The sequence below is a fragment of the Stenotrophomonas sp. FR024 genome (genome assembly GCF_047500745.2).
GTDB classification, from domain to species: Bacteria; Pseudomonadota; Gammaproteobacteria; order Xanthomonadales; family Xanthomonadaceae; genus Stenotrophomonas; species Stenotrophomonas maltophilia_A.
In genome coordinates this window covers 1-23,351 of sequence record NZ_JAXAXM020000001.1, presented here as the reverse complement: position 1 = coordinate 23,351, position 23,351 = coordinate 1, and the positions used below count along the sequence as shown (strand labels likewise).

At 67.1% G+C, this 23,351-nt stretch carries 24 protein-coding genes; 10 read left to right on the top strand and 14 right to left on the bottom strand.

Features of this window, described 5'->3' with window-relative positions; all coding sequences use genetic code 11:
- Position 1: 1 nt before the first annotated feature.
- The 7 genes from ACMZ91_RS00120 to ACMZ91_RS00090 form a co-directional block, all read right to left on the bottom strand.
- Positions 2-406 carry a response regulator gene (locus ACMZ91_RS00120; protein ID WP_019337750.1) on the bottom strand — a complete coding sequence of 135 codons (405 nt, stop codon included), beginning with the start codon at positions 404-406 and terminating at the stop codon, positions 2-4.
- 136 nt (positions 407-542) lie between these two features.
- Positions 543-1,997, bottom strand: a complete 1,455-nt coding sequence (locus ACMZ91_RS00115) for a surface lipoprotein assembly modifier (protein WP_414576782.1) — start codon at positions 1,995-1,997, stop codon at positions 543-545.
- Positions 1,998-2,087: 90 nt separating this feature from the next.
- Positions 2,088-2,852, bottom strand: a complete 765-nt coding sequence (locus ACMZ91_RS00110) for a Slam-dependent surface lipoprotein (RefSeq protein ID WP_032129432.1) — start codon at positions 2,850-2,852, stop codon at positions 2,088-2,090.
- A 53-nt stretch (positions 2,853-2,905) separates the two neighbouring features.
- On the bottom strand, positions 2,906-6,028 hold the full coding sequence (locus ACMZ91_RS00105) for a TonB-dependent receptor (protein ID WP_414576784.1): 3,123 nt from the start codon (positions 6,026-6,028) through the stop codon (positions 2,906-2,908).
- A 182-nt stretch (positions 6,029-6,210) separates the two neighbouring features.
- Positions 6,211-7,167, bottom strand: a complete 957-nt coding sequence (locus ACMZ91_RS00100; RefSeq protein ID WP_414576786.1) for a FecR family protein — start codon at positions 7,165-7,167, stop codon at positions 6,211-6,213.
- Between the two features lie 82 nt (positions 7,168-7,249).
- Positions 7,250-7,753, bottom strand: a complete 504-nt coding sequence (locus ACMZ91_RS00095; RefSeq protein ID WP_049462496.1) for an RNA polymerase sigma factor — start codon at positions 7,751-7,753, stop codon at positions 7,250-7,252.
- A gap of 185 nt (positions 7,754-7,938) precedes the next feature.
- Entirely contained in the window at positions 7,939-8,865 is a 927-nt protein-coding gene (locus ACMZ91_RS00090) for a LysR family transcriptional regulator (protein ID WP_071227968.1), read from the bottom strand.
- Between the two features lie 151 nt (positions 8,866-9,016).
- Between ACMZ91_RS00090 and ACMZ91_RS00085 the strand changes: the two genes are divergently transcribed.
- The 5 genes from ACMZ91_RS00085 to ACMZ91_RS00065 all read left to right on the top strand — a co-directional run bounded on the left by ACMZ91_RS00085 (position 9,017) and on the right by ACMZ91_RS00065 (position 13,358).
- Positions 9,017-9,883: a pirin family protein gene (locus ACMZ91_RS00085; protein WP_134951886.1), complete on the top strand. Its 867-nt coding sequence runs from the start codon at positions 9,017-9,019 to the stop codon at positions 9,881-9,883.
- A 71-nt stretch (positions 9,884-9,954) separates the two neighbouring features.
- Positions 9,955-10,635 (top strand): hydrolase, encoded by a 681-nt coding sequence (locus tag ACMZ91_RS00080; RefSeq protein WP_071227966.1) that lies wholly within the window; start codon positions 9,955-9,957, stop codon positions 10,633-10,635.
- Positions 10,636-10,689: 54 nt separating this feature from the next.
- Entirely contained in the window at positions 10,690-11,331 is a 642-nt protein-coding gene (locus tag ACMZ91_RS00075; RefSeq protein WP_005409869.1) for a hydrolase, read from the top strand.
- A gap of 116 nt (positions 11,332-11,447) precedes the next feature.
- Positions 11,448-11,837, top strand: a complete 390-nt coding sequence (locus ACMZ91_RS00070; RefSeq protein WP_032129425.1) for an OsmC family protein — start codon at positions 11,448-11,450, stop codon at positions 11,835-11,837.
- Positions 11,838-11,963: 126 nt separating this feature from the next.
- A complete protein-coding gene (locus ACMZ91_RS00065) occupies positions 11,964-13,358 on the top strand; it encodes an ABC-F family ATP-binding cassette domain-containing protein (RefSeq protein WP_049462489.1) in 1,395 nt (464 codons plus the stop codon).
- 131 nt (positions 13,359-13,489) lie between these two features.
- On the opposite strand, the gene ACMZ91_RS00060 is transcribed toward ACMZ91_RS00065, so the two are convergent.
- From ACMZ91_RS00060 to ACMZ91_RS00035, 6 genes are all read right to left on the bottom strand, one after another.
- Positions 13,490-13,819 carry a hypothetical protein gene (locus tag ACMZ91_RS00060; RefSeq protein ID WP_005409871.1) on the bottom strand — a complete coding sequence of 110 codons (330 nt, stop codon included), beginning with the start codon at positions 13,817-13,819 and terminating at the stop codon, positions 13,490-13,492.
- A gap of 97 nt (positions 13,820-13,916) precedes the next feature.
- Positions 13,917-15,662 carry a putative porin gene (locus tag ACMZ91_RS00055; protein ID WP_414576789.1) on the bottom strand — a complete coding sequence of 582 codons (1,746 nt, stop codon included), beginning with the start codon at positions 15,660-15,662 and terminating at the stop codon, positions 13,917-13,919.
- 42 nt (positions 15,663-15,704) lie between these two features.
- Entirely contained in the window at positions 15,705-16,370 is a 666-nt protein-coding gene (tolA, locus tag ACMZ91_RS00050) for a cell envelope integrity protein TolA (RefSeq protein WP_049462486.1), read from the bottom strand.
- A 39-nt stretch (positions 16,371-16,409) separates the two neighbouring features.
- On the bottom strand, positions 16,410-16,823 hold the full coding sequence (locus ACMZ91_RS00045) for an ExbD/TolR family protein (protein WP_005409874.1): 414 nt from the start codon (positions 16,821-16,823) through the stop codon (positions 16,410-16,412).
- A 10-nt stretch (positions 16,824-16,833) separates the two neighbouring features.
- Complete coding sequence (locus ACMZ91_RS00040) at positions 16,834-18,618, bottom strand: DUF2341 domain-containing protein (RefSeq protein WP_049462483.1); 1,785 nt, start codon at positions 18,616-18,618, stop codon at positions 16,834-16,836.
- 38 nt (positions 18,619-18,656) lie between these two features.
- A complete protein-coding gene (locus ACMZ91_RS00035; protein ID WP_049462481.1) occupies positions 18,657-20,273 on the bottom strand; it encodes a ShlB/FhaC/HecB family hemolysin secretion/activation protein in 1,617 nt (538 codons plus the stop codon).
- 201 nt (positions 20,274-20,474) lie between these two features.
- Between ACMZ91_RS00035 and ACMZ91_RS00030 the strand changes: the two genes are divergently transcribed.
- Positions 20,475-20,810 carry a hypothetical protein gene (locus tag ACMZ91_RS00030; protein WP_049462479.1) on the top strand — a complete coding sequence of 112 codons (336 nt, stop codon included), beginning with the start codon at positions 20,475-20,477 and terminating at the stop codon, positions 20,808-20,810.
- 130 nt (positions 20,811-20,940) lie between these two features.
- Here the strand turns inward: ACMZ91_RS00030 and ACMZ91_RS00025 are convergent, their stop codons facing one another.
- Entirely contained in the window at positions 20,941-21,405 is a 465-nt protein-coding gene (locus ACMZ91_RS00025; protein ID WP_180862749.1) for a general secretion pathway protein, read from the bottom strand.
- 104 nt (positions 21,406-21,509) lie between these two features.
- On the opposite strand from ACMZ91_RS00025, the gene gspH reads away from it, so the two are divergent.
- The 4 genes from gspH to ACMZ91_RS00005 all read left to right on the top strand — a co-directional run.
- On the top strand, positions 21,510-21,956 hold the full coding sequence (gspH, locus tag ACMZ91_RS00020) for a type II secretion system minor pseudopilin GspH (protein WP_049462512.1): 447 nt from the start codon (positions 21,510-21,512) through the stop codon (positions 21,954-21,956).
- Positions 21,953-22,315 carry a type II secretion system minor pseudopilin GspI gene (gspI, locus tag ACMZ91_RS00015; protein ID WP_032128115.1) on the top strand — a complete coding sequence of 121 codons (363 nt, stop codon included), beginning with the start codon at positions 21,953-21,955 and terminating at the stop codon, positions 22,313-22,315. Before gspH ends, gspI begins: the two co-directional genes overlap by 4 nt.
- Entirely contained in the window at positions 22,312-22,926 is a 615-nt protein-coding gene (locus ACMZ91_RS00010; RefSeq protein WP_049462478.1) for a prepilin-type N-terminal cleavage/methylation domain-containing protein, read from the top strand. The genes gspI and ACMZ91_RS00010 overlap by 4 nt, the downstream gene beginning before the upstream one ends.
- Before the next feature lie 232 nt (positions 22,927-23,158).
- On the top strand, positions 23,159-23,351 hold a 193-nt coding region (locus tag ACMZ91_RS00005), incomplete at its 3' end, for a hypothetical protein (protein ID WP_495497633.1).

Here is a 23,351-nt window from a genome sequence, read left to right as displayed (position 1 = left end):
ATCAGGCGATGCCCGCAGAGACCTGCGGCGCCGCCACCAGCCCGGCCAGCTGCTGCACCAGGGTTTCGATGTGATAAGGCTTGGTACAGCGCGGCGCGCTGGCGAAGCGGCTGGGCAGGTTGTCGTCGTAACCGGAGGTCAGCAGAAAGGGCGTACCCGCCTCGGCCAGCCGATCGGCCAGCGGATAGACCTGCTCACCGCCCAGATTGATGTCCAGCAATGCCACATCGATGGGATGGGTATCGACCAGCTGCCCCAGCGCTTGCAGGTCACCGGCCGGCCCCACCACCTGTGCGCCTTTCAGCTCCAGATAGTCGACCAGGAACATCGCGATGGCGAATTCATCCTCTGCCACCAGTACACGCAGCCCTTTCAGGCCCTCTGGTTTGTTGCCCGCTTCCAGCACGACCGGCGCTCCTCGATACACGCGGCCCAGCTCTGCCGCAACGCCCGCAGGATGCGCGAACCGGGCTACAAGAGCGCGTGATGATGGATGAAGATCGCGGCCACGGCCCGTTCACCGCGGCATTGCAGCGGCGTGTTCAGAAGGCCCGCTCCCACTTCAGGCTGAGCAGGCTGCGGTCGTGGCTGTACAGCCAGCCAACGTTGCTGTCGATGCGCGCGTAGCGCAGGCTCAGGCTGGGTACCAGCCCGGCCACGGCAAGGCGCTCGCTGCGCACGATGGCGATCAGGTTCTGTTCGCTGTCCTCACGCCGCGCCTCCAGCAGCGGACTCCACGCGTCGTAGTCGCGCTCGCGCAACGAGACGAATACGGTGGCGGTGGTGCCCGTCCACTGGCGCGCCGCACCCAGCCGCACGCCGCGCTGGCGATAGCCGTTGGCTGGGTTGGCAGCGCTGCTGTCACTCAGGTCCAGCCCGGCAAAGAGGGTCCAGCGCGGGTTGAGCGCACGGAACCAGGTGGCATACACCGCGGCCAGCTCACCGTCGTAATTGCTGGCCAGGCCACGCTGGCGATAGCGCTGGCGCTTCCAGTCGGCCTCCAGCTTGAGCAGGCTGCGCGCGTCCAGCGCATATTGCCATTCGCCATGCAGCCCGCTGCCGCCCTGCAGGGCCCGGTTGCCGAGGCCCTGATAGTCATAGCTGGGGGCGATCTGCAGGGTATGCCGTGCGCTACGCCAGCTGTAACCCGCCTGCACGTTGGCATTGAGCTCGTTGTAGGCGCTGTGCCCACGCCATGCCTGGCCGAATGCGAGGCCACGCACGTACAGGCCATGGTGGCCCTTCAAGGCCCAGCGACGTTCGAGGTTACCGTCATAGTCCAGGCCCATGGCGCGCTGGGCCTCGGGAAGATTGCGCTGGATGATGCAGGTGTCGCCTACCCCGAACAGGCAGGTGCGGCTGGCCGAACTGCGGTTGATGTTGTCGCTCCATGCCGGGCCGGCGGACAGCGCGCCTTTCCAGCGCTGGCGCGCCTGCAGCGCAGCCAGATAGGCGTCCACCCGTCCGCGTACACCTGCGGTGGCGGGGTCATCGGCACTGATGCCATCCGCGATCGCCGTGAACAACGCCACCGCATCGCGATCGCGCTGGTCTTCGGCGTAGACGCGCGCAAGTTCAAGGCGGGCCGGCAGGAAATCCGGCTGTGCCTCCAGCAGCGCCTCGTACTCGTTGGCCGCGCGATGGTGATTGCCGGCCACCCGCGCCAGGCCGCCCTGCGCATAGTGGCGCAGCAACGGGTCGTGGCCAGGCAGTTCGATGTATTCATCCAGGAAGCGTTGCGCGGCGCCCCATTGCTGATGCTGCAGCGACAGGTACAGCGCCTGGCCCAGATCGTCGACCGTGCGCTCCACACGCAGGGTCTGGCCGTCGATGGTGATGGTCGGTCGCTCCGACTCGGCCTGCTGCAGGCGCTGCTGGTCCTGCTGCTGGTGGCGCAGGTCGGTGCCCTGTTCGAGCACGCGGCGAAGATCGTCCTGCTGGGCGCGCACGTCGGCAGCCGCCAGCAGCAGTACGACAAGGAAGATGGGATGGCGCATGGTCGATCCGTGGTGGTGCATGCAGCGGGCCGAAGCAGGGACTGGCGGATCGCGGCTTGTCCCTGCCCTGCCCCGTCAGGGGCGTGGCAATCAGTTCTTGCTGCCGCCGAAGGCGGTGTCGTACTGGCTGTTGCCGCTGAAGGTGGCGATACCGGCCAGGGCGGCCGCGTTGGCGCCGAAGAACTGCCCCTGGGTGGTGCCGGCAACGCTGCCGTTGGCGGTGGCCGAACCGGCGAACGATGCGTCGGCACTGTTGATGTTGGCAACGATGGCCAGGTTCAGGCCGTTGCCCGAGAGCGCACCATCCAGGGTGCCGGCGCCGAAGTCGGCGTCGAAGGTGCCGCTCAGCAGGTTGCTGCCGTTGAACTTGTTCAGGCCAGCCACGGTGTAGGACGCCACGCCGGCGGGCAGCGTGGTGCCGGCGCGGTCACCAACGAAGTAGACCTGGCGGTTGTTGAAGCCACCGGCGGCGCCATCCTTGGACCATTCACCGAACCAGACATCGCCACTGCCGACCTTGACGAAGTTGAAGTGGCCCATGCCGGCGTGGCTGCCCGGTGCGCCGGTGATCGGCATGGCCAGGGTACGTACCGTCACGCCATTGACGGTGGTCGGTGCCGAGTAGGCGCTCAGACCCTGGAAGTCCACCGGCTTGGCCTGGGACACGGTACCGACACCGATACCGGCCTTGCCAGCGCGGTGCGGGCCGCCATTGACCTGCGATTCGCCAACCGCCACATACAGCTCGGCATCGGTCTTGGCACTGGCGGCACCGACGATATCGGCAGCATGCGCGGCACCGACCAGAGCCAGCGAGGCAGCAACGGCGAGAACCGAACGGGAGATCATTTTCATGGTATTGCTCCTTGGTTGAGGGAACTACGGGTACAACGCTTGAAGGTGGGAGATCAGAAGCGTGCGGTGACGCCGAGCTTCAGGGTGCGACCCGGGGCCGGCAGCGTGGACCGCGTGGCTGGATCGACGTAGTAGCGGTTGCCGAGGTTGCTGCCGACCAGTTCGACGCTGGCATGCTCGTTGAAGCGCCAGCGCGCATAGGCATCGACAGTGGTGATGTTTCCCCAGGTGAACGGCGCGTTCTGCCAGAGCAGGCCGCTGCCACCGCTCAGCAGGCGGTCACGGTAGGCCTGCAGATCAGGGTTCTCGTGGCGCTGGTAGTGCACGATGCGGCTGCCAAGCTCCAGGCGCTCATCGAACAGGCGCGTGCCCAGCGACCAGTTGATCGACAGCTTGGGAATGGCCTGGGTCAGCAGGTAGCCACCGACGAAACCATCCTGCACGCAGTTCGGGACCAGGCCGCGGTTCGCATCCAGGAGCACCGCCGTGCTCTCGTCACACACCTCGTTTTCCAGCGTGCGGGTGATGCCCAGATCGGTGAAGAAGCGCCGGTTGTCGAAGCGCGCCTGCAACTCGATGCCACGGATGGTCTGCTTGTCGATGTTGTCGAACAGGAAGTTGCCATCGCGCTCGATCACGTCACGGGTCTTGTGCACGTAGTACGCCAGCTTGACGTCGGCATCGGCGGTATTGCCGAACAGGGCCGACAGGTTGTGCACGTAGCCCACTTCGTAGTTGTAGGCGTGCTCGGGCTTGAGCGCATGCAGCGGATTGAGGCTGCCGGAGAAGGCGATGGTGCTTTCGAACATGCTCGGGAAGCGCACCGCTTCGCTGTAACGCACGTAGGCACGGGCGGCCGGGGACAGGTGTGCAGTGGCCGAGAAGGTCGGCAGCCAGGCATGGTCGCGGCGGCGGCTGTTGCGTGCATCGACCGGCTGCGACTGTACGCTGTTGCCGATGTTGCAGACCTGGTCGCTGCCGGCAAACACCGGCTGCACGCCGGGAATGGCCGCCACTTCGCCATTGAGGCAGGGATTGCCGGCGCGGGTGTAGTTGCCATCGGCATCGGGCAGCCAGGGCCGCGTGTACCTGACCGGACGCGGCGTCTCGTACGGCGCCAGCAACGCACGGATGCTGTCATCGATGAACCAGCCCATGCCGCGCTTTTCCCATACGGCGCGGCGTGCTTCCAACGCGTCGATGCGGGCCTGCAGATTGGCGGGACGGGGCGGCAACTCGTTCACGGTGTACTGCGCTTCCTTGCCACCTACGCCCTTGGTCAGCAGCTCGGGGTGCGCCTCGAGGAAATCGTCGAAGGCCCAGTAGCGGCTGTAGCGCACGCCTGCATTGAGGGTAAGGAAGTCGACCGGCCGCCACTCCAGGGTGAGGTAGCCCTCGCCCTCCTGCCGGCGCCCGGCACGCGGGAACATGCGCCAGCCATCGGTGGTACCGAAGTACGGATCGCTCGAGCCGAGCTTCTCGTACTGCCAGTTGCCGCCCACGGTCAGGTCCAGGGTCGAATGCAGGGCGAAGCGGTTGCTCAGGATCAGGCCGGTGCGGTCGTTGCGCGCGTTGGCCAGCGCGGTGTTGCGCAGGATCGGGCTGGCGTCCGGGTTCCATGCCGGATTACCCACTGCGAAGTTCGGGAAGCCGCCAGCACTGTAGGTATCGCTGTCCGTCTCCGTGCGCCACAGGTTGGCGTAGAGGTCCAGCCAGCGGCTGCCGGCCGGTTGGAAGCGGTATTCCAGGTTCCAGGCATCGGACGCAACCCGGCTGAGCGGCCACTGGATGCGCCCGTAGTCGGGCGCGGACAGGATGCGCGACGGCATGATCTCGCCGTAGTGCGACAGCGTGCGCCGCCAGGTGGCCTTCAGCTGCTGGTCGTCGTTGATCTGCCAGCTGCCCTTGACCAGCCAGGACTCCTGTTCGCTGGAGGTATTGGGCACTTCATCGCCCGGTTTGAAGTAACGTGCCAGCGTGGTGATGTAGTCGATGCCCTGGTACTCGTACTGCTCGCGCCGGTCCTGGTCGTAGTACGCGCTCCCTTTGCTGCCGGAGAAGTAGTTGCCGCGCTTGCGCCAGGCGTAGGCGGCCATCAGGTCGACGTTGTCGCCGCGTACGCCCAGTGCCAACCGCCAGGCCTGGTCTTCGCCATCGAAGGGGTTGTTGCCGCTGCGCGACTTCACCGGCACCACCAGGGTGCGGTCGTCATAGGGTGAGTTCGGCGAGCCCTGCGGGAACCCCGGCACGGTGCGGTAATCCTCGCCGGTGTGCAGCCTCGGCAGGCGCGGTGCCACCGCATTGCTGCTGCCTTCGATCTTCAGCTCCCCGCCGAAGCGCTCGCCGGCAGCAACAATGTCGTCAACGTCGATGGTCTTGATCACCAGCGCACCGCCGATCCCGCTGTGCACATCGCGCACCAGCCCTGGCCCCTTGATGACCTGGATGCCACCAATCAGGTTGGGATCGATGTAGTTGCGGTTGCTGACGCCGTTGTAGCCGCGCCAGACCGTGAGCGCCTGTTCGCCACCGTCGATGCTGACCGGCACCCGCCCGGGCCCCTGGATGCCACGGATGTTGACGTCCAGCGCGCCGCTGTTGCGCGCATCGCCGCTGAACACGCCGACCAGATCCTTGACCACGTCGGCCGGATTGGAACCACGATAGCGCTCCACCCGGTCGCGCCCCGAATACGCCGTGGTCAGGTCCAGCGCGAACACATCATCGTAGCCGCGCCGATCGCGCGCCTCACCCCCTTCCGACTGAAGGCGACCGGCCACGTCCAGTGTTTCGGTCACCCGCACCCCCTCCCCTTCACCCGCCTCCGCTGCGGCCCGCAGGCTCCAGGTACCGTCCATGCCGCGCTGTGCGCGCACGCCGCTGCCGCGCAGCAGCTGCTGCAGGGCCTGCATCTGGCTGTACTCGCCACTCACCGCACTGGAGCGGCGGCCCTCCACCAGGTCACTGCGGAACACCACCTGCACATCGGCCTGGCGGCCAAAGGCACGTACGGCATCAGCCAGTGGCTGCTCCGGGATGGCGTACTGGCGCACCGGCGCGACGATCGCCGGTTGTGCCTGCACGGCCGGCACCCAGGCCAGCGGCAGCAATGCGGTGGAAACGGCCAGGGCCAGAACGGTGGCGCGACGATGACAGGCGGATGCCGTGGACGGCATGGACAGGAACTCCTCAAGCGTGGCTGGACCACGGGCACATCCGGTGCCGATGGTGTGTCTGGCTTGAGGAAAAACGGTGTTTCGCTCTGGCTATACCTCTATAGACAGCGGGACACTGCAGGTGCCCACGGTTTTTTCATGTTTTTTTCATGCAGCGTATTCCGCCATGAACCGGCGGCACCTCACCACAGCACCAACGCGCCACCGGGCAAGCGCTGCACGCGCAGTCCTGCCTGTGCGGCCACGGCATCAATGGCGGTCTCCGGCTGCTGCAGGTGGAACAGGCCACTGACCCGCACGTTCGCGCCCTGCCCGCCGAGTACCCAGACCGGTGCACGCCGATAGCGGGCCAGATCGGCGATGGCCTGCGCGGCCGGCAGATTGTCGATCGCGACCTCACCTCGCCGCCAGGGCGCCATGGTCTCGGGGTCTTCCAGCCGCACAGGCTGCAGCCAGCGACCGTCACGGAACGCCCGTGACTGCCCCGCATGCAGGCGCTGTACGCTGCCATCGCCCGGACGCACCTCGACCACACCCTCGCTGACCTGGGTGGTGACCGTGGTATCCAGCATCGACACACTGAAGGCGGTACCGATGTCACGTACCAGGCCGCCCACCGCCTCGACCTGGAACGGGCGCGCCTCGTGCGCCACCTGGAACCAGGCCTGGCCGCGCAGCAGGCGCAGGTGCCGCTGCTGGCCATCGAACTCGACCGCCAATGCGGTGCCCGCATCGAGCACGGCAGTGCTGCCGTCCTCCAACTGCACCACGCGCGGCGCATCACTGCTGCGCAGGTCACTGCGCGCCAGCAACAGCGCCTGCGGTGCGGCCGCGACCATCAGAACCACAGCGGCGGCGCTGGCCAACAGCCATGGCAGGCGACGGCGCGGTGCGACCGGACGCAATCCCTGGCGGTCGGCGGTCAGTTCAGGCAGCGCCGCCAGCACCTCGGGCCCGGCGGCATCCAGCCCCCGCCAGAACGCCGTCTGCTGGCGCCAGGCCAGCGCATGGCGTGGATCGGCCTGCAGCCAGCGCTGCAGGGTTCGTTGCTGGCGTTCCGGCAGTGGGCCTGCACTGCACCGGATCACCCAGCGCAACGCCTGCCTGGCCTGACGCGGCGAGGGTTCGGACGTGGTCATGGTTGTGGCCTGCCGCACCACGAACGGGTGCGCTTTCCTGTTGTGACAACGGCGGGCGCGATCTGCCCACTGCAATCGCCGCTCATCGATGCATTCCCTGCTGGTGCTGCTGGATCAACAGTGCCGCGCGCAGCACATGCTTGCCGACCAGGCTCTTGGAAATACCCAGCCGTGTGGCGATCTCGCGCTCGCTCAGGCCCAGGTAGCGGTTGAGCACGAAGCACTCGCGGACCTGCGCTGGCAGCGCGAGGATGGTCTGGGTGATCTCGCGCAGCTGTGCCTGGTCCAGTGCCTGGGCCTCGCCGTCGTGACCCGCCTCGGCCATGTCGGCGGCGTACTCGGCCATCGCGCGCCGCTCGCGGGCGTCGGCCTGGCTGCGGTTGAGCGCATGGTGATAGGCCATCCGGTACAGATAGCCGCGCGGCTCCAGGATCGGTGGATCACCGGGCACGCTGCTGGCCTTCAGGTACAGGTTCTGCAGGGTGTCCTCGGTACTGGCCGGGTCGAGATAGCGCGCGATGAAGCGAGACAACGCACGGCGCTCGCGGATCAGCAGCTCGACCAGCGCCAGGGCATTGGGAGACATAGGTGCCAAGGCCGGACCGGGGAATGATGGGCGTGATGGCGACGGTCCGGACATGGATTGTGGGCTGCGCGGCCGCAGGCGGCAAGCGAAAGCCCGTCGCGCGGCACCAGGATCATCCACGCATGGCGTGGATCTCCCAGGCGGCGCCGGATCCAGTAGATCCACGCCATGCGTGGATGCGGAGCCTACGGTTCGTCCAACGCCTCGAAACGCTCGGCGAGGTAATCGATCAACGCACGCACCGCCGGCAGCAGCCCACGCCGCGAAGGGAACACCGCATGCACGATGCCGTGTTTCGGCACCCACTCGGGGAGCACCGGCAGCAGCGCCCCGCTCTCCAGCTCATCGGTGATCATCATCCGCGGCAGCATCAACAGCCCGACCCCGGCCACCGCGGCTGCGCGCAGCGCGATCATGTCATCGCTGACCAGGCGCGGGCGGTGATGCACGCTGGCCTGGATCTCGCCGGGCCCACTGTATTCCCACACATGCTGCTGACTGGGCGAGGCCAGATCGACGGTCGGCATCATCGCCAGGTCGGCCGGCACCTGCGGCGTGCCCAGCCGCTGCAGCAGCGCCGGACTGGCACTGGTGCACCACACCCGGCGCGCCAGCACACGCACCACCAGGTCGCTGTCCTCCAGCGGCGGCGGCCGTACCCGGATCGCCACGTCCACACCCTCGCCCACCACGTCCACGCGGCGGTTGGTGGCGTCCAGCTGCACCGTCACCTGCGGATGCAGGGCCAGGAAGTCGGCCAGCATCGGGCCGATGCGCGCGTGCAGGATCGCGATCGGGCACGCAAGGCGGATCGTGCCGCGCGGCTCAGCGCGTGACATCGCAATCGCTTCTTCGGCCGCCTCGGCCTCGACCAGCATTGCCTTGCAATGGCGGTAGTAGTCCTGGCCGACCTCGGTGACCGAGAAACGCCGGGTCGAGCGCTGGATCAGGCGCACGCCCAACCGTTCTTCCAGCAGCGCGATGCGCCGGCTCAGTTTCGACTTCGGCATGGCCAGCGCCCGCCCGGCCTGCGAGAAGCCGCCGTGCTCGACCACCATGGCGAAATAGAACAGGTCGTTGAGGTCACAACGGCGGATATCTGCGATGAACACGGGGCGATCTCCTGCGGCCCACGGCCTGCCGCCATTGTTCACCAGATAGGACTATGACGGCAAATGTTGGCGTCTACCGGCCCCATTGTCGCGGCGATATCGTCTCCTGCAACGAAGAACAGCGGCCGGCAGCCCCGGCCAGGAGATCGCCATGAAGCGTGTCACCGGTACCTACAGCGCCCCCCGCCCGCACTGGGTGGGAGATGGATTCCCCGCCCGCTCGATGTTTTCCTACAACACCCACGGCCAGCACCTGAGCCCGTTCCTGCTGCTGGACTATGCCGGCCCGTACAGCTTCGCCCCCAGCGATACCCCGCGTGGGGTCGGCCAGCATCCGCACCGCGGTTTCGAGACGGTCACCATCGTCTATGAGGGCGAGGTCGCGCACCGCGATTCGACCGGGGCCGGGGGCACCATCGGCCCGGGTGACGTGCAGTGGATGACCGCCGCCTCCGGCATCCTCCACGAGGAGTTCCATACGCCGGAATTCAGCAGGCGCGGTGGCACGCTGGACATGGTGCAGCTGTGGGTCAATCTGCCGGCCCGGGACAAGATGGGTGCGCCGGGCTACCAGACCCTGCTCGATGCAGACATTCCCTCGGTGGATCTGCCCGACGGCGCCGGACGCGTGCGGGTCATCGCCGGCCGCTTCGACGGCCACGCCGGCCCGGCGCGTACCCACACGCCGATGGATGTCTGGGACATCCGCCTGCAGCAGGGCCACCACGCCGAACTGCCGGTGGCCGATGGCCGCACGCTGGCGCTGGTGGTGTTGAAGGGCCAGGTCCGGATCAACGGCGGCCAGCCGGTCGGCGAGGCGCAGCTGGTCACCTTCGACCGCAGCGGCGAGGACGTGTTCGTCGACGCCGACAGCGACGCCACTGTGCTGCTGCTCAGCGGCGAGCCGATCGACGAGCCGGTGGTGGGCTATGGCCCGTTCGTGATGAACAGCCAGGCCGAGATCAGCCAGGCGGTCAACGATTTCAACAGCGGCCGCTTCGGCCGGATCGCGCACTGAGCGCTTCCGCGCGGCGGGTGATGACCCGCCGCGCCAATGGGCCATCGCCCACCTTCCCCAGGAGACTGACCATGAGTACCCCCGCCAACTTCAATGGTGCCCGCCCGGTGATCGATCCGGACAACGCCGCGATGCTGCTGATCGACCACCAGAGCGGCCTGTTCCAGACCATCGGTGACATGCCATTCACCAGCGTGCGCGCCCACGCCACTGCGCTGGCGAAGATGGCCACGCTGGCAAAGATGCCGGTGATCACCACCGCCTCGGTCCCGCAGGGCCCGAACGGCCCGCTGATCCCGGAGATCCACGACGCGGCCCCGCATGCCCAGTACGTGGCGCGCAAGGGTGAGATCAACGCATGGGACAACCCGGAATTCGTTGCTGCGGTGAAGGCCACCGGCCGCAAGCAGCTGATCATCGCCGGCACCATCACCAGCGTGTGCATGGCCTTCCCATCGATCGCCGCCGTTGCCGATGGCTACCAGGTGTTCGCGGTCATCGACGCGTCTGGCACCTACTCGAAGATGGCCGAGGAGATCACCCTGGCCCGCGTGGTGCAGGCCGGCGTGGTGCCGATGGACACCGCCGCGGTGGCCTCGGAAATCCAGCGCAGCTGGAACCGCGACGATGCCCAGCAGTGGGCCGAGGTCTACACGAAGATCTTCCCGAACTACCAGCTGCTGATCGAAAGCTACCTGAAGGCGCAGGACGTGCAGAAGAACCAGGAGCAGCTGGATTCGCAGCGCAGCTGAGCTGCCCCCGGGGTGCCGGCCAGCCGCCGGCCCCCTCCCAACCGGAGACCCACCATGTCCAGTGAACCGATCCGCGACCCGGCCAGCGACCACCTGCTGACCCCGCAGAATTCCGCCTTCATCATCATCGACTACCAGCCGGTGCAGGTAAACTCCATCGCCTCGATGGACCGCCAGCTGCTGGTCAACAACATCGTCGGCACCGCCAAGGCCGCTGTGGCTTACGGTCTGCCGATCGTGCATTCGACGGTCAACGTCAAGACCGGCCTGAACAAGCCGCCGATTCCGCAGCTGCGCAAGGTGCTGGGCGACTACCCCACCTACGACCGCACCACCATCAATTCCTGGGAAGACGTCGAGTTCCGCAAGGCGGTGGAGGCCACCGGCCGCCGCAAGCTGATCATGACCGCACTGTGGACCGAAGCCTGCCTGACTTTCCCGGCCCTGGATGCGTTGAAGGAAGGCTATGAGGTGTACGTGGTGGTCGATGCCGTTGGCGGCACTTCGCTGGCGGCGCATGATGCCGCGTTGCGCCGCATCGAACAGGCCGGGGGCCAGCTGATCAGCGTGCCGCAGTTGTTCTGCGAGCTGCAGCGCGACTGGGCCCGCTCAGAAACGGTGCCGGCGTTCATGAACCTCTTCATCGAAACCGGTGGTACGGCAGGCATCCAGTTCTCGTACGATCGTACCGAGTGATCGGGTGGCGGCGCCGGTCCTGGCCGACGCCGCCTTTTGGAGCAGTCGAGCATGGCTCGACGCTACAGTGGGTTTGGTCGAGCGTGGCTCGACGCTAGAGACAGATGGAGAATGTGATGGCCTACGCGCGCATTGTTTCGACCGGCGACAACTACCTGCACCACATCAGCAATGGAAGCTTTGATGTGGATGCGGACGAGCCCGCCTCGCTGGGCGGTCAGGGCAAGGGCTTCGCGCCCTTCGATCTGTACCTGGCCTCGCTGGCGGCCTGCACCGCCATCACTCTGCGCATGTATGCGCAACGCAAGGGCTGGGAGCTGGGCGAGTTCCATGCCGAGCTGCGCTCGGAACGCGACGAAGATGGACGCTTCCACGTGCACCGCGTGCTGCATGCCAGCGCCGAGCTGAGCGATGCGCAGTGGCAGCGGTTGCTGGAGGTGGTGGAAAAGACCCCGGTGACGCTGGTGATGCGCGAAGGTGCGCGCATCACCAGTGAGCGCGGCTGAAGGAGGTCTGGCCCACCTGCGGCGGATCTTGGCCGGTTCCTCGCTTGTTCCGGCCTCGCCCCTGTTCCAAGCTGCGCGTCCGCGTTCGGATGCAGTGAGCGCGCAGCAACAGGAGGACCGCACGCGATGTTACGTGCCCATGCTTTGGATCTGGATTTCAACGGCCGCGCCCTGCTGGCCGACGTCAACCTGCACCTGCCCTCAGGTGCCCGCATCGCCCTGATCGGCGACAACGGCAGCGGCAAGAGCTGCCTGCTGCAGATATTGGCCGGTACTCTGGTGCCCAGTGGCGGGACCATCATCCGGCGCGATGGCGCACGCATCGCCTACGTGCCGCAGCACGTACCGGATGACTCCTCTCGCAGCGGCGGCGAGCAGATGCGCCATTCGCTCGCCCGCGCGCTTGATGCCGAGCCCGACGTACTGCTGCTCGATGAACCCAGCAATCACCTGGACCGCAGTGCACGCCGCTCGCTGATCGCGCGCCTGCGCCAGTTCCATGGCGCGCTGTTGGTGGCCACCCACGATGAAGCCCTGATCGATGCGCTCTGTAATGAGCTCTGGCACATACGTGGCGGGCGCGTGAGCCACTTCGGCGGCCGCTACCGCGACTATCGGGCGGACCTGCAGCAGCGACGCGAGGCCAGCGACCGGCAGCTGCGCCAGCTGGATCAGGAGCGCGGCCAGGCCCATGAGGCGTTGATGCGCGAACAGCAGCGCGCTGCCAGCTCGCGGGAACGCGGTGTGCGCAAGGTGGAACAGCGCAAGTGGGGCGGCGTGCGTTCAGCCACCAAGCTCGGCCGTGGCAATACCACCGCCGGCAGCAAGCAACTGCTGATCCGTGAGCAGCAGGAAGACATCGTGGCTCGTCGCAATGACCTGCAGCGGGAGACCATCATCGAGCCTGCCTTCGCGTTGCCGGCCGGCTGGCGACGTGAGGGAGTGGTGGTGCAGCTGACCGACGCCAGCGTGGCGCATGCCACGGAAACGGTGCTGGGTGGACTGCATCTGCGCCTGGATGTCGGCGATCGCCTGGCGATCACCGGTGACAACGGCAGCGGCAAGTCCACGCTGGCACGCGCGCTGTGCGGCGACCCAAGCATCCGCCGTGATGGTGACTGGTTGCTGCCGCCAGCTGATCAGATCGCCCTGCTCGACCAGCACTACCGGGACCTGCCGATGCAGGCCACGCCTCTCCAGGCGCTGTCTGCCCAGATGCCGGACTGGAGCCAGACCCAGTGCCGGCTGCACCTGGCCGACTTCCTGTTCCGCGGCGATGCCACGGCGCAGACGCCCGTGTCCGCATTGTCCGGTGGCGAACGGGCGCGGCTTTCATTGGCATTGATGGCGGCCAAGCCCCCAGCGCTGCTGGTTCTGGACGAACCAACCAACAACCTGGACATGACGCTGCGGATGCACCTGCTGCAGGTGCTGCGGATGTTCCCGGGCACTTTGGTGGTGGTGTCGCATGACGACGCGTTTCTGCAGGCGCTGGAACCGGGACAGGTGCTGGCGTTGTAGCTGCGGCCGAGTGTGTGCCATCCACGCATGGCGTGGATCTACTGTAAAGGCGAAGACAACGACAGGGGCTGTTGCCAACGTCGCGTGCAACCGCCCGAAAAGCCGAGCATGGGCCCGGCTCTACGGAAGGCTCAGCGCCGCGAATGCAGCACGGTGCGCTGGCGCATCGCGTTGAATTCCTGCTCCACCTGCTGGATGTCCTCGGCCTGGAAACCGGCCGCATCCAGCAGCTGGTCGGCGGCAGCCGCCGCCAGCGGATCATCGTCACGCTGGCGCCAGCAGCGCGCCGGCAGGAAATAGCCCACTTCGCTGCGCCCGCGCATGATCACCACCGGCCGGCCCGCATACAGCAGGAACTCGGCCAGGTGCTGGCGCAGGCCCTCCACTGAAACATAGGCCGGTCCAACACCCAGCATCTGGCTGGACGGTTCGGGACTCTCGAACAGTTTGCGACGGCTCATCCACTCCTCCTTTTGAACAACGCGTGGTCTCCTTTCCTTAGACGGGCGCATCGCTGCGCCCCCGCCACGCACTACGTGATCCGCATCACGTCGCCACTCAGAAGCCGGTGTTGAACTCCAGCTGGAACACGTCGATCGACAGCGGCGCACCGGACACTTCCTTGGCCGCCATCCACTTGCCGCTGATCCAGCTGCGCGCGTCCAGCGCGTAGGCACCGCCCACGTAGTAACCGCGGGCGTTGGTGCCGCCCAGGTGGAAGTTCGGATCGTTGTAGGCGTCGGGCAGCGCGTCGGCCTCAATGTGCTTGTAGCCCAGCAGTGCCTGCCACTGGCCCTTCTCCTTCAGCTCGGTAGCACCGAAGGTGGCCTGCAGCATCCAGGCGGTGTCGCCGCTGCGGAAGGTATCGATGCCGACAGTATCGCCGGCGCCGTAGTTGTTGACGATGCCGTTCTGGGCACGACTGAACATGGCCTGCTTGTCGTAGGCCAGGTTGCGGATGTAGTCGCCATCCAGGCGCAGACCGATGCCCTGCGCCAGCTGTGTATCCCAGCGCAGGTTCAGCGTGGCCAGGCGGAAGGCCGAGGCCAGGCCGACATACTGCGGGGTCGGCGTACCGGCCGGATCCACCGGATTGCGCGCGATGTTGCGGATCAGCATCAGGGTGTTGCCCTTCTGCATGAACGCCGGGCGCGACCAGTCAGTGTCGCAGCCCACCGCACCCGAATACAGCGAGCACGTTGAGGACAGGCGACCGCTGATGTTCTTGAAGTCGTAGTAGCCCAGCGCAGCACGCAGCGCGTTGTCATCGTTGAAGTGCCAGTTCACGCCCACCTGGGCACCGGACAGCCACTTGTTCTCGTTCGGAGTCTTGACCTTGCTCTGGCTCGGCGAGCTGTCGGAGGTGTACTCCAGCGGTACCACCGCGAGGTTGCCGAACAGGTCGAGGTCGCCACCATCGAAGTCATACTTCAGGTTGGCGGCCAGGCCATCGAAGTTGAGATCGTTGGAGAACAGCGTGTCGCTGGTCCAGAACGGATTGCCGAAGCGGCCGCCACGCACCGTCACCCAGTCCGCCGGGCTGTAGGCCAGCCAGGCCTGGTCCAGCCACACGTCCTTCTTGCTCAGGCCGCCGCCGAGCTGCTCGGTGGTCGACACCGGGCCATTGCTGCTGCCGCTGGCCAGGCGCACGCCGGCCGTGGTGTGCTGGCCAATGGTTGCCTCGATGCCCAGGCGGGCACGGATGCGCCACAGGTTGCGGCGGTCCTGGCGGGTGTTCAGCAGCGGCGGCAGCTGCAGGTTGGTATTGGTGTTGGTGTCGAAGCCGTTGCCGGCGTTGATCGACGACCAGTTGCTCACGATGTCGCTGTTGCGCTCGGAGTAGAAGCGCGACTCGCTGCGCACACGCATGTCACCGGTGACCTTGATGCGCTTGGTCCACTCGGCCACTTCGTTGGGTGCCGCCCAGCCTTCCGACTTCGCCTGCGCCATCACGTCCTGGCGCACTTCGTCACGGATACCGTCGCGCACGCTCTGCGGTACGTACGGCACGCGCACGTCACCGGCTTCCAGTGCCACGCCACCGCTCGCTGCGGTGCTGCCCGTGGCTGCAGTGCGCTGTGCGGCCGCCGCTTCGGCCTCGGCCTGCACCAGCAATGCCTGGCCATCTTCGGGCTTCAGCGCACCGCTGGCGATCAGGCCCTTGATCAGCTTGACCATGGTGGTTTCGGCGGCCATCGCACCGGCCGGGGCGGCCAGGCTGAGCAGCACGGCGCAGCACAGCAGCGCCCGTCGGGCCGGCCGCGGGCGGCGGGAGTCGGTTCGTGCGCGGACGTGGTCGTTCATCACGGTTCTCATCGAAAGAAGGGAAATCACGGAGGTCGGGAATCAGGCCCCGGGCCGGCGGCCCTGGATCAGGACGCGGGCGGGGAAATCGAGTGACGGCGGCGGTGCCTGGTCAACCTTGCCGATGCGACGCAGGGCATCGAGCACGGCCGCGTCGGCCTCCTCGTTGCCACTGCCGCGTACCAGCTCGACCTTCTCCAGGCGGCCGTCGTTGGCCAGCCACACATTCACCTGCAGCTGGAACGCCAGGCGCTTGACCTTGTCGTCGCGCGAGATCGCCTGCTGCATCAGGTAGCCCAGGTAGCGGCCGTAGGTAGCGTTGCCGGCGCCACCACGGCCAACGCCGGACGAACCGCCACCACTGCCGGACTGGATACCGAAGTTGTCACCACCGGCCTGCGCATCGGCGTTCATCGTTACCGGATCGGCGTTGTCCGGCGTCGGCGTCGGCTCTTCGGCCGGCGTCGGCTGATCCAGCGGCTCCGGCTCGGGCATCGTCTCTTCCGGCGGCGTCTCCGGCTCCGGTGGTTTTTCCGGGGGCGGCGGGGGCGGCGGCGGAGGGGGTGGCAGCGCCAGCATCGGCGGCTGCACCACCGGCCGACGGGTGCTGGCGGTGTCCTTGAACAACAGCCACCACACCGCGATGCCGAGCACCAGCAACGCGGCCAGCACCAGTGCCACGGTCACCAGCAACTGGCGACCGCGCATGCCGGGCTCCGGCCGAGGGGGTTGATGGGCCGTCATGCCTCAGCCCTGCGCCTTGCCGGTGACCAGGCCGACCTGGGCCAGCTCCAGGCGCCGCAGCAGGTCCAGTACCTCGACCACGCGGGCGTACTGCACCTGCGCATCACCGCGCACGATCACCGGGAAATCCGGTGTGGTCGCGCGTTCGGTACGCAGCCGGTCTTCCAGCTCGGCCATCGTCACCGGGTAGGCATCCAGGAACACCTGGCCACTGGGGTCGATGGTGATCGCCTTGGTCTTCGGCTTTTCCAGGGCCACGCTGTTGCTGGCCTTCGGCAGGTTGACCTCGATGCCGGGGATGGAGGCGTTGCTGGTCAGGATGAAGATCACCAGCACCACCAGCAGCACGTCGACGAAGGGCGTTACGTTGATGCCCTTCTCGCGCTTCTTGATGCCGAACTTCGCCTTCTGGCCCATGGCGCGCCCCTCAGCCCTGGACCGCGGCCGGGCCGCGCCCGTCCTGCTCTTCGGCCAGGCGCGCGGCGAACTCGTCGATGAACACCGCCATGTCCGCGCCGATCGCTTCGGCACGCGCACCCAGGTAGTTGTAGCCGAACAGTGCCGGGATGGCGACGCCGAGGCCGGCAGCGGTACACAGCAGCGCCGCGGCCATGCCTGGCGCCACCGAGTTGATGTCCACCGCGCCGGCCATCGCCGCCACCACGAACACCAGCATGATGCCGATTACGGTGCCGAACAGGCCCACGTACGGCGCACCTTCGATGGTGGTGGACAGCCAGTTCATGCGCCGCGCCATCGCTTCCTGCTCGCGCACCATCACCGCATCCATCGAGGCGCGGATCGCGGCGATGGTGGCGCCGCTCAGGTAGCCACTGTTGCCGTCGCGCTGGTGGCGCTGCTGCATTTCGTCGATGGCCACCTGGTAGATGCGCCACAACGAACCATCGTGCATGGCGGTCGGTGCCTTGCCCTGGCGATCCATGTCCGACAGGGTACGCAGCGGCACGCCGGACAGCTTGCCGAAGCTCTCGGTGAACACCGCATTGGCCTTGCTGGTACGGCCGAAGTGGCGGCTCTTGGCGATCATGATCGCCCACGACAGCAGCATCATCAGGCCAAGGATGGCGACCACCACCCAGGCATCGAACGGCATCGCCTTGAGGATGAAGGCGAAGTGGCTCTGGCCGGCCGACTGCTCGTCGGCACCGTAGCTGATCAGGCGTGAATCGGCGCCCTGCGCGGTGGCGTCGGCCAGCAGCAGCGCCGCCGGACGTGCAACCCGCGAGATGCGCAGCTCATCCAGAGCGCCTTCGAAGTTGGCCAAAGGCTGTGCAGCACCCGGGGCATCGGCGCCCACCACCGGCGCGGTACCCATCGCCGGCAGCTCGCCGCTCAGCTGGGCCACTACACGGCCGTTGAGGTACAGCTGCAGCGCGCCCTTCTCCGCGGTCAGTGCCACGTGCGCCCACTGCCCTTCCGGAATCGGCTGTGCCGGCGTGCTGCGCTGGCCATTGAGCTGCACGAACGGCACCCGGTTCTCGATACCGACCACCAGCTCGGAGGCGCCATCGCGACGGGCATAGATTGCCTGCGCCGCATTGTTGCTGCCCGGCTTGATCCAGGCCGAGAGGGTCAACGGCGCGCCCGCTTCCTGTGCCAGCGAGGCGCTGGCCGGCAACGGCAGCGGGCCTGCGCCCAGCTGCACGCCACGACCGATCACCGCGCCTTCGGACGGCGGCACGACGGCGCCGGCATTGTTGCCGTAGGCGGTGGTGTCGCGTGCAGGCGCATTGGCTTCGGCGAAGTGGTAGACCAGCGTGTAGTCCGGGTCGAACACCTGCTGGCCGTTGCCGCTGGCCGGGGCCTTCTCGTTGCCGTAGTACATCCAGATCGTCTGCGGCGCGGCGGCGCTGACTGCCGGCACGTCCACCCAGACCAGGGCCAGGCCCAGCTTGGGATCGAACTGTTCGATCTGATGGGCCAGCACGGTGCGGCCATCGCCCGACACGAAGCGCAGGTCGTTGCCCGCGTCCTGGGTACCGTCGAAACCGAAGTTGCCGGTATGCAGGCGCAGCAGCAGCGGCGTGCGGCCCGGGTCACCGGCCAGGCCCGCGCCCTGCGGGCCGGCATCGACGGTGATCGGCTTGCGGTACTTCCATTCGGCCTGCCACCAATTGGCATCGGCCGCAGCAGCAGGCAACGCAACCAGCGCGGCCAGCAGCAGCAACACTCGGGAAAGCAAACGGTCCATGCGAAGGGTCTCCGGAGAACGCATGTTCAAGGGAAGGGTCAGTAACTGGTGCTGATGTTGAAATGCAGGCGTGGGTCGTCCTTGCGCGTGACCGGGCCATCGGCATAGGGCCAGGCGTAGTCCAGGCGCAGCTGCAGGTGCTCACCCAGGCGCAGCTGCGCGCCCAGGCCGACCGAGACCAGGTTGTACTTGTCACGCTGTTCGGGCAGCGGCTGGCGCAGGCGCAGGTAGGCGGCGTCGGCAAAGCTGTAGACGCGCAGATCCGTGCCGCTCCACAGCGACCACGCCGGGGTACGCCATTCCAGGCTGGCCAGGCCGCCGTAGTCGCCGATCGCCTCGGCCGACAGATAGCCGCGCACGGTGTACATGCCACCGGCGGCGAACTGCTCGGCCGACACCAGCGGTGCGTCGGTCACCTGCAGCGAGCCGCGCGCGTACCACTGCCAATCGCTGCCGAAGGTGTGGGTGTTGGCCACATCGGCCTTGAACGCGATGAAACTGGGGTCCGCCCAGTAGCGCTTCTGCCCGAATCCGATGGCATCGCTGCCATAGCCGAACAGGCGGCGGGTGCCGGCCACCAGCTGGGTGTTGATGCTCAACTGATCCTGCTCGCCCTGGCGCACACCGACAAACGCCAGGGTGATCGGCGCGTACTTCAGCGGCGTCTTCAGGCTTTCCTTGCCCATCTGCGTGTCTTCCTCGGTGTCCTTGAAGTCCACGCCGAGGCTGAGCTGGCGCCACCACTGGCTGCTGCCGGCCAGTCGATAGTTGAGCTTGAGACCGATCGAATGGCCGTTGCCGATCACATTGGTTCCGGTGCCGGTACCGACCTGTCCGCCCGCGTTCAGCACGCGGCTGTCGGACTTGTAGCCGGACGCTTCCAGGCTCCACGGCGTGCCCTCGAACGGCATCATGTACGAGGCCGAGAACACCTTGGCCTGCTTGGTATCTTCCGGCGCCAGGTACACGCCGATGTTGGCGCTGTGCCCGCGCTTCCACAGGTTGTCGTAGGCCAGCGATGCACTCAGGCGCAGCTTCTCGGTGTCGGCGCTGTGGTCGTTGTTGAGCGCCGCGCTGGCACGCCACGGCGACTTCTCCTCGACCTGCAGGTCCACATCCATCGTGCCCGGCACCTGACCCTCGCGCACCAGCGGCATCACCTGCCGACGTCCACCTTCATTCAGCGCGGTCAGTTCCTTCTGCGCCTGGTCGAAGTCCGGCACCTTGCCCTCGGCAAGTGCCGGCACGCGTTCGCGGATGCGTTCGGACGATTCGTGCTTCGTGCCTACGACCCGCAGCTGCCCGATCGGCGTCTGCTGCACCTTCAGCAGCACCACGCCACCACTGACCTGCTGCTCGGGCAGCTCGACGTAGACCGACTGGTAGCCTGCCTGCTGGTACAGCGCATTGACGGCATCGCGCGCCTTCTCGACATCGGCCAGGGTCTTGCCCGGGCCGAGGAACGGCTCCACCGCACGTTCGATCTGGCGCGGATCGAGCACGGTGTTGCCGCGCACGATGTATTCATTGATGTTCACGCTGGGCGCAGGCGCCGCGTCCTGCGCGAACAATGGCAGCGGCATCGCGGCCAGAGCCAGCACCAGCGGATGCAGGCGCAGCGGAAGGCGGACGGCTCGGCACGGAACAGGAGTCATCGAAGGCATCGCGTCGTATCGAAGGGAGTGGCCAGGGAGCGGCGCGTGGGTCTATCAACAGGACGTGTACGTCGCGTCAAAACCGCCAATAGTTTTGTGACAGTGCTGTCATCTTTTGACAGCGCCGGAACAGTTGCAGGCGGACACTGTCTTCGCCATACGTCTTCATTGCTGAGCGTCGGTTTTCGCAGGAGATTCAAGATGGGTGAGTCGTTGAAGGCGGGCCTTCGCCCTGCCCTCGCCCTTGCCTTGTTGCTGGCGTTGCCATCGGCCTGGGCCGGAGAGACGAAGAAGCAGGACGATGCCGCACCCTGCATCGAAGTACAGGTCAACGGCGAGCGCATCCCCGCCTGGGAGTGCCTGCAACGCAAACTGGCCCCGGCACCGAAATCGGCGAAGTCACCGGCGCTGCCTGAAGCCGAACGCCTGATGCGGCAGCCGGGCAACCAGCTGATGCAGTACAACCTGGAAGGCACACGACAGCGCATGGGCGATGCCTTTGGTCGTTCGGTGGAACCGCAGCGTCCGGCGCGTTGAGCCTGCGCAGCTGTAGAGCCGGGCCCGCGCTCGGCAGGATTCTGTAGAGTCGAGCCATGCTCCACTGGATTTTGTAGAGTCGAGCCTTGCTCGACTGTTCTTCCAGACGCAGCCGAGCGTGGGCTCGGCTCTACAGGGAGCCGGCGGGCACGATGCCATCGCTTGGCACCGGTGGCAGCGCGGGCACCGGCAGGCTGCGCGATTGCCCGGCCTGGTTCAGTTCCACTGCGCTGGCACTGATGCTGGCCAGTACCGTGCAGGGTCCGAGTCGTTGGCCGGGCGCATACGCTTCCGCTGGGCGTCCATCTACCGAGAGCAGGGCCAATGGCGCATGGTCACCCGCCATCACGCCCAGCACCACCACCTCGGTCTGCACCGCGCCGGGCGACAGCAGCCGCACCAACGGCAGGCTGGCCACTGCATCGAACATCGGCCGTACCGGCGCCTCGGCATGCGCTTCGCTCGCGGCCGCCGCTGGCGCCACCGCAGACAGGGTGACGCTCCAGTAGGCCACCACGGCCAGCAGCAGCGTCGCCGCCAGCAGGGTCAACATCCGATTCCGATCCCAGCGCCTGCCGTCCATGTTCCACATCATCGCCACGTTCGTGTCCGCCTACGCTAGCAGGTGCGGCTGACGCTTTTGTTTCATCATGCGGGCCTACGCTGGCACGCATCGGCAAGGGACAGGAGGCAATGTCGATGCGACGCATCCCGCGTGGTTTCACCCTGCTGGAACTGATGGTGGTGCTGGTGATCATCGGCATCTGCACGGCAGGCATCGGCCTGGGCCTGGGCAGTCTGCTCGACCCCGCGCGCCAGCTGCGGCAGGAAGGCGAACGCTTGGCGCAGCGCCTGCAGGTGGCGCGCGACGAGGCCCGCATCGATGGCCGCCCCCTGCGTTGGCAGGCCGACGCAGCCGGCTATCGTTTCAGCCGCCTCGAAGGCAGCCGCTGGGTCACCGTTGAACGCGATGATCTGCTGCGTCCACAGAAGTGGCAGGCTGCAGGCATCGCGGTGCAGCCCACCAACGCCATCGAGCTGAGCCCGGAGTGGATCGGTACCGCCTGGGAGCTTGGACTGTCGCTGGACGGCCGCGCACTGCGTCTTCGTGATGATGGCAGCGGACAATTGCAGGTCGTGCAGTGAAGCAGACGGCGCGCGGATTCACCCTGATCGAGGTGTTGATCGCGCTGGCGATCGTATCGATTGCACTGGCTGCGGTGATGCGCTCGGTGGCAGTGGCGACCGACGATCAGTCACGGCTGCGCGACCGTCGCCTGGCGCTGTTGTGTGCACAGGACCGCTGGCAGGAGCTGCGCCTCGCCGGGCAGCCGCCGCAGGATGCGCGGCAGCGCTGTGTGCAGGGACGCGGCAGCTTTCTGGTCCTGCAGCATCTGGGCACTGGCAGTGACGGGCAGCCGCAACTGGAATTGACCGTGGTGGCCGAAGATGCACCGCGACAGTCGCTGGCGCGGATGCAGCTGCCGTGGACGGCGGCGCAATGAGGCGCGCCGCACGCGGCTTCACCCTGATCGAGGTGATGATCGCGATCACCATCATGGGCGTGCTGGCGCTGATCTGCTGGCGTGCGCTGGACAGCGTGGCCAGCAGCGACCAGCGCCTGCGCCAGGCCGATGCCGGGACCACGACGGCGCTGCGCGTGCTGCAGCAGTTCCAGCGCGATATTGAAATGCGTGCCGACGATGCGCTGATGAATGGCGCGGTGCGCCCGGCAGATCGTCCGCAGCGATTGCTGCCCCCGTCGCTGGTGAGCGAGCGGCACCCGGATGGCAGCTTCGCGCTGGAGATCACCCGCAGCGTGGGCAGCGATGGGCTGCACTGGCAGCGGGTGCGCTGGTGGCGGCAGGGCAGCACGCTGTGGCGGGCCAGTGGTGCGGCTACGGACCGGTATCCCCTGCCCGCACCGGATCCGTCGAAGGGCATTGCGGTGGCGCGCGATGTGCAGCGGTTCGAGGTGCGGGCGTGGCAGCCTGGAACGGGATGGGCCGTGTTGCCGAGCGAGGGCGAGGTATTGCCGGCCACCGGACTTGAACTGCGGTTGGGCCTGCGCGATGGGCGTGGGCCGTTGAGTTACCGGCGGGTGCTGGAGCTTTAGGGCGCTTTCCTGCAACGCATCCACGCATGGCGTGGATCTACTGCCGAGCGGCTTCTACTGCCAGGCCTGCTCTGGTGGGTGCCGACCGTTGGTCGGCACTGGAGCTGGCCAAGCCATCCACGCATGGCGTGGATCTACTACCGAGCCCACCCGGTGGGTGCCGACCTTGGTCGGCACTGAAGCTGGCCCAGCCGTCCGCGCATGGCGTGGATCTACTACCAAGCCCGCTCCGGTGGGTGCCGACCGTTGGTCGGCACTGAAGCTGGCCCAGCCATCCACGCATGGCGTGGGTCCACTGCCGAGCCTGCCGCCGGGTGCGCTCCTGCACCCGGCGGCCAACGTCACCCTGCATCTGCTGCATGCCCACGATGGTGCGCAGGCGCACTGCCAGCAGGGCGGCGACCACGGCGGTGGCGAGGGCAAGC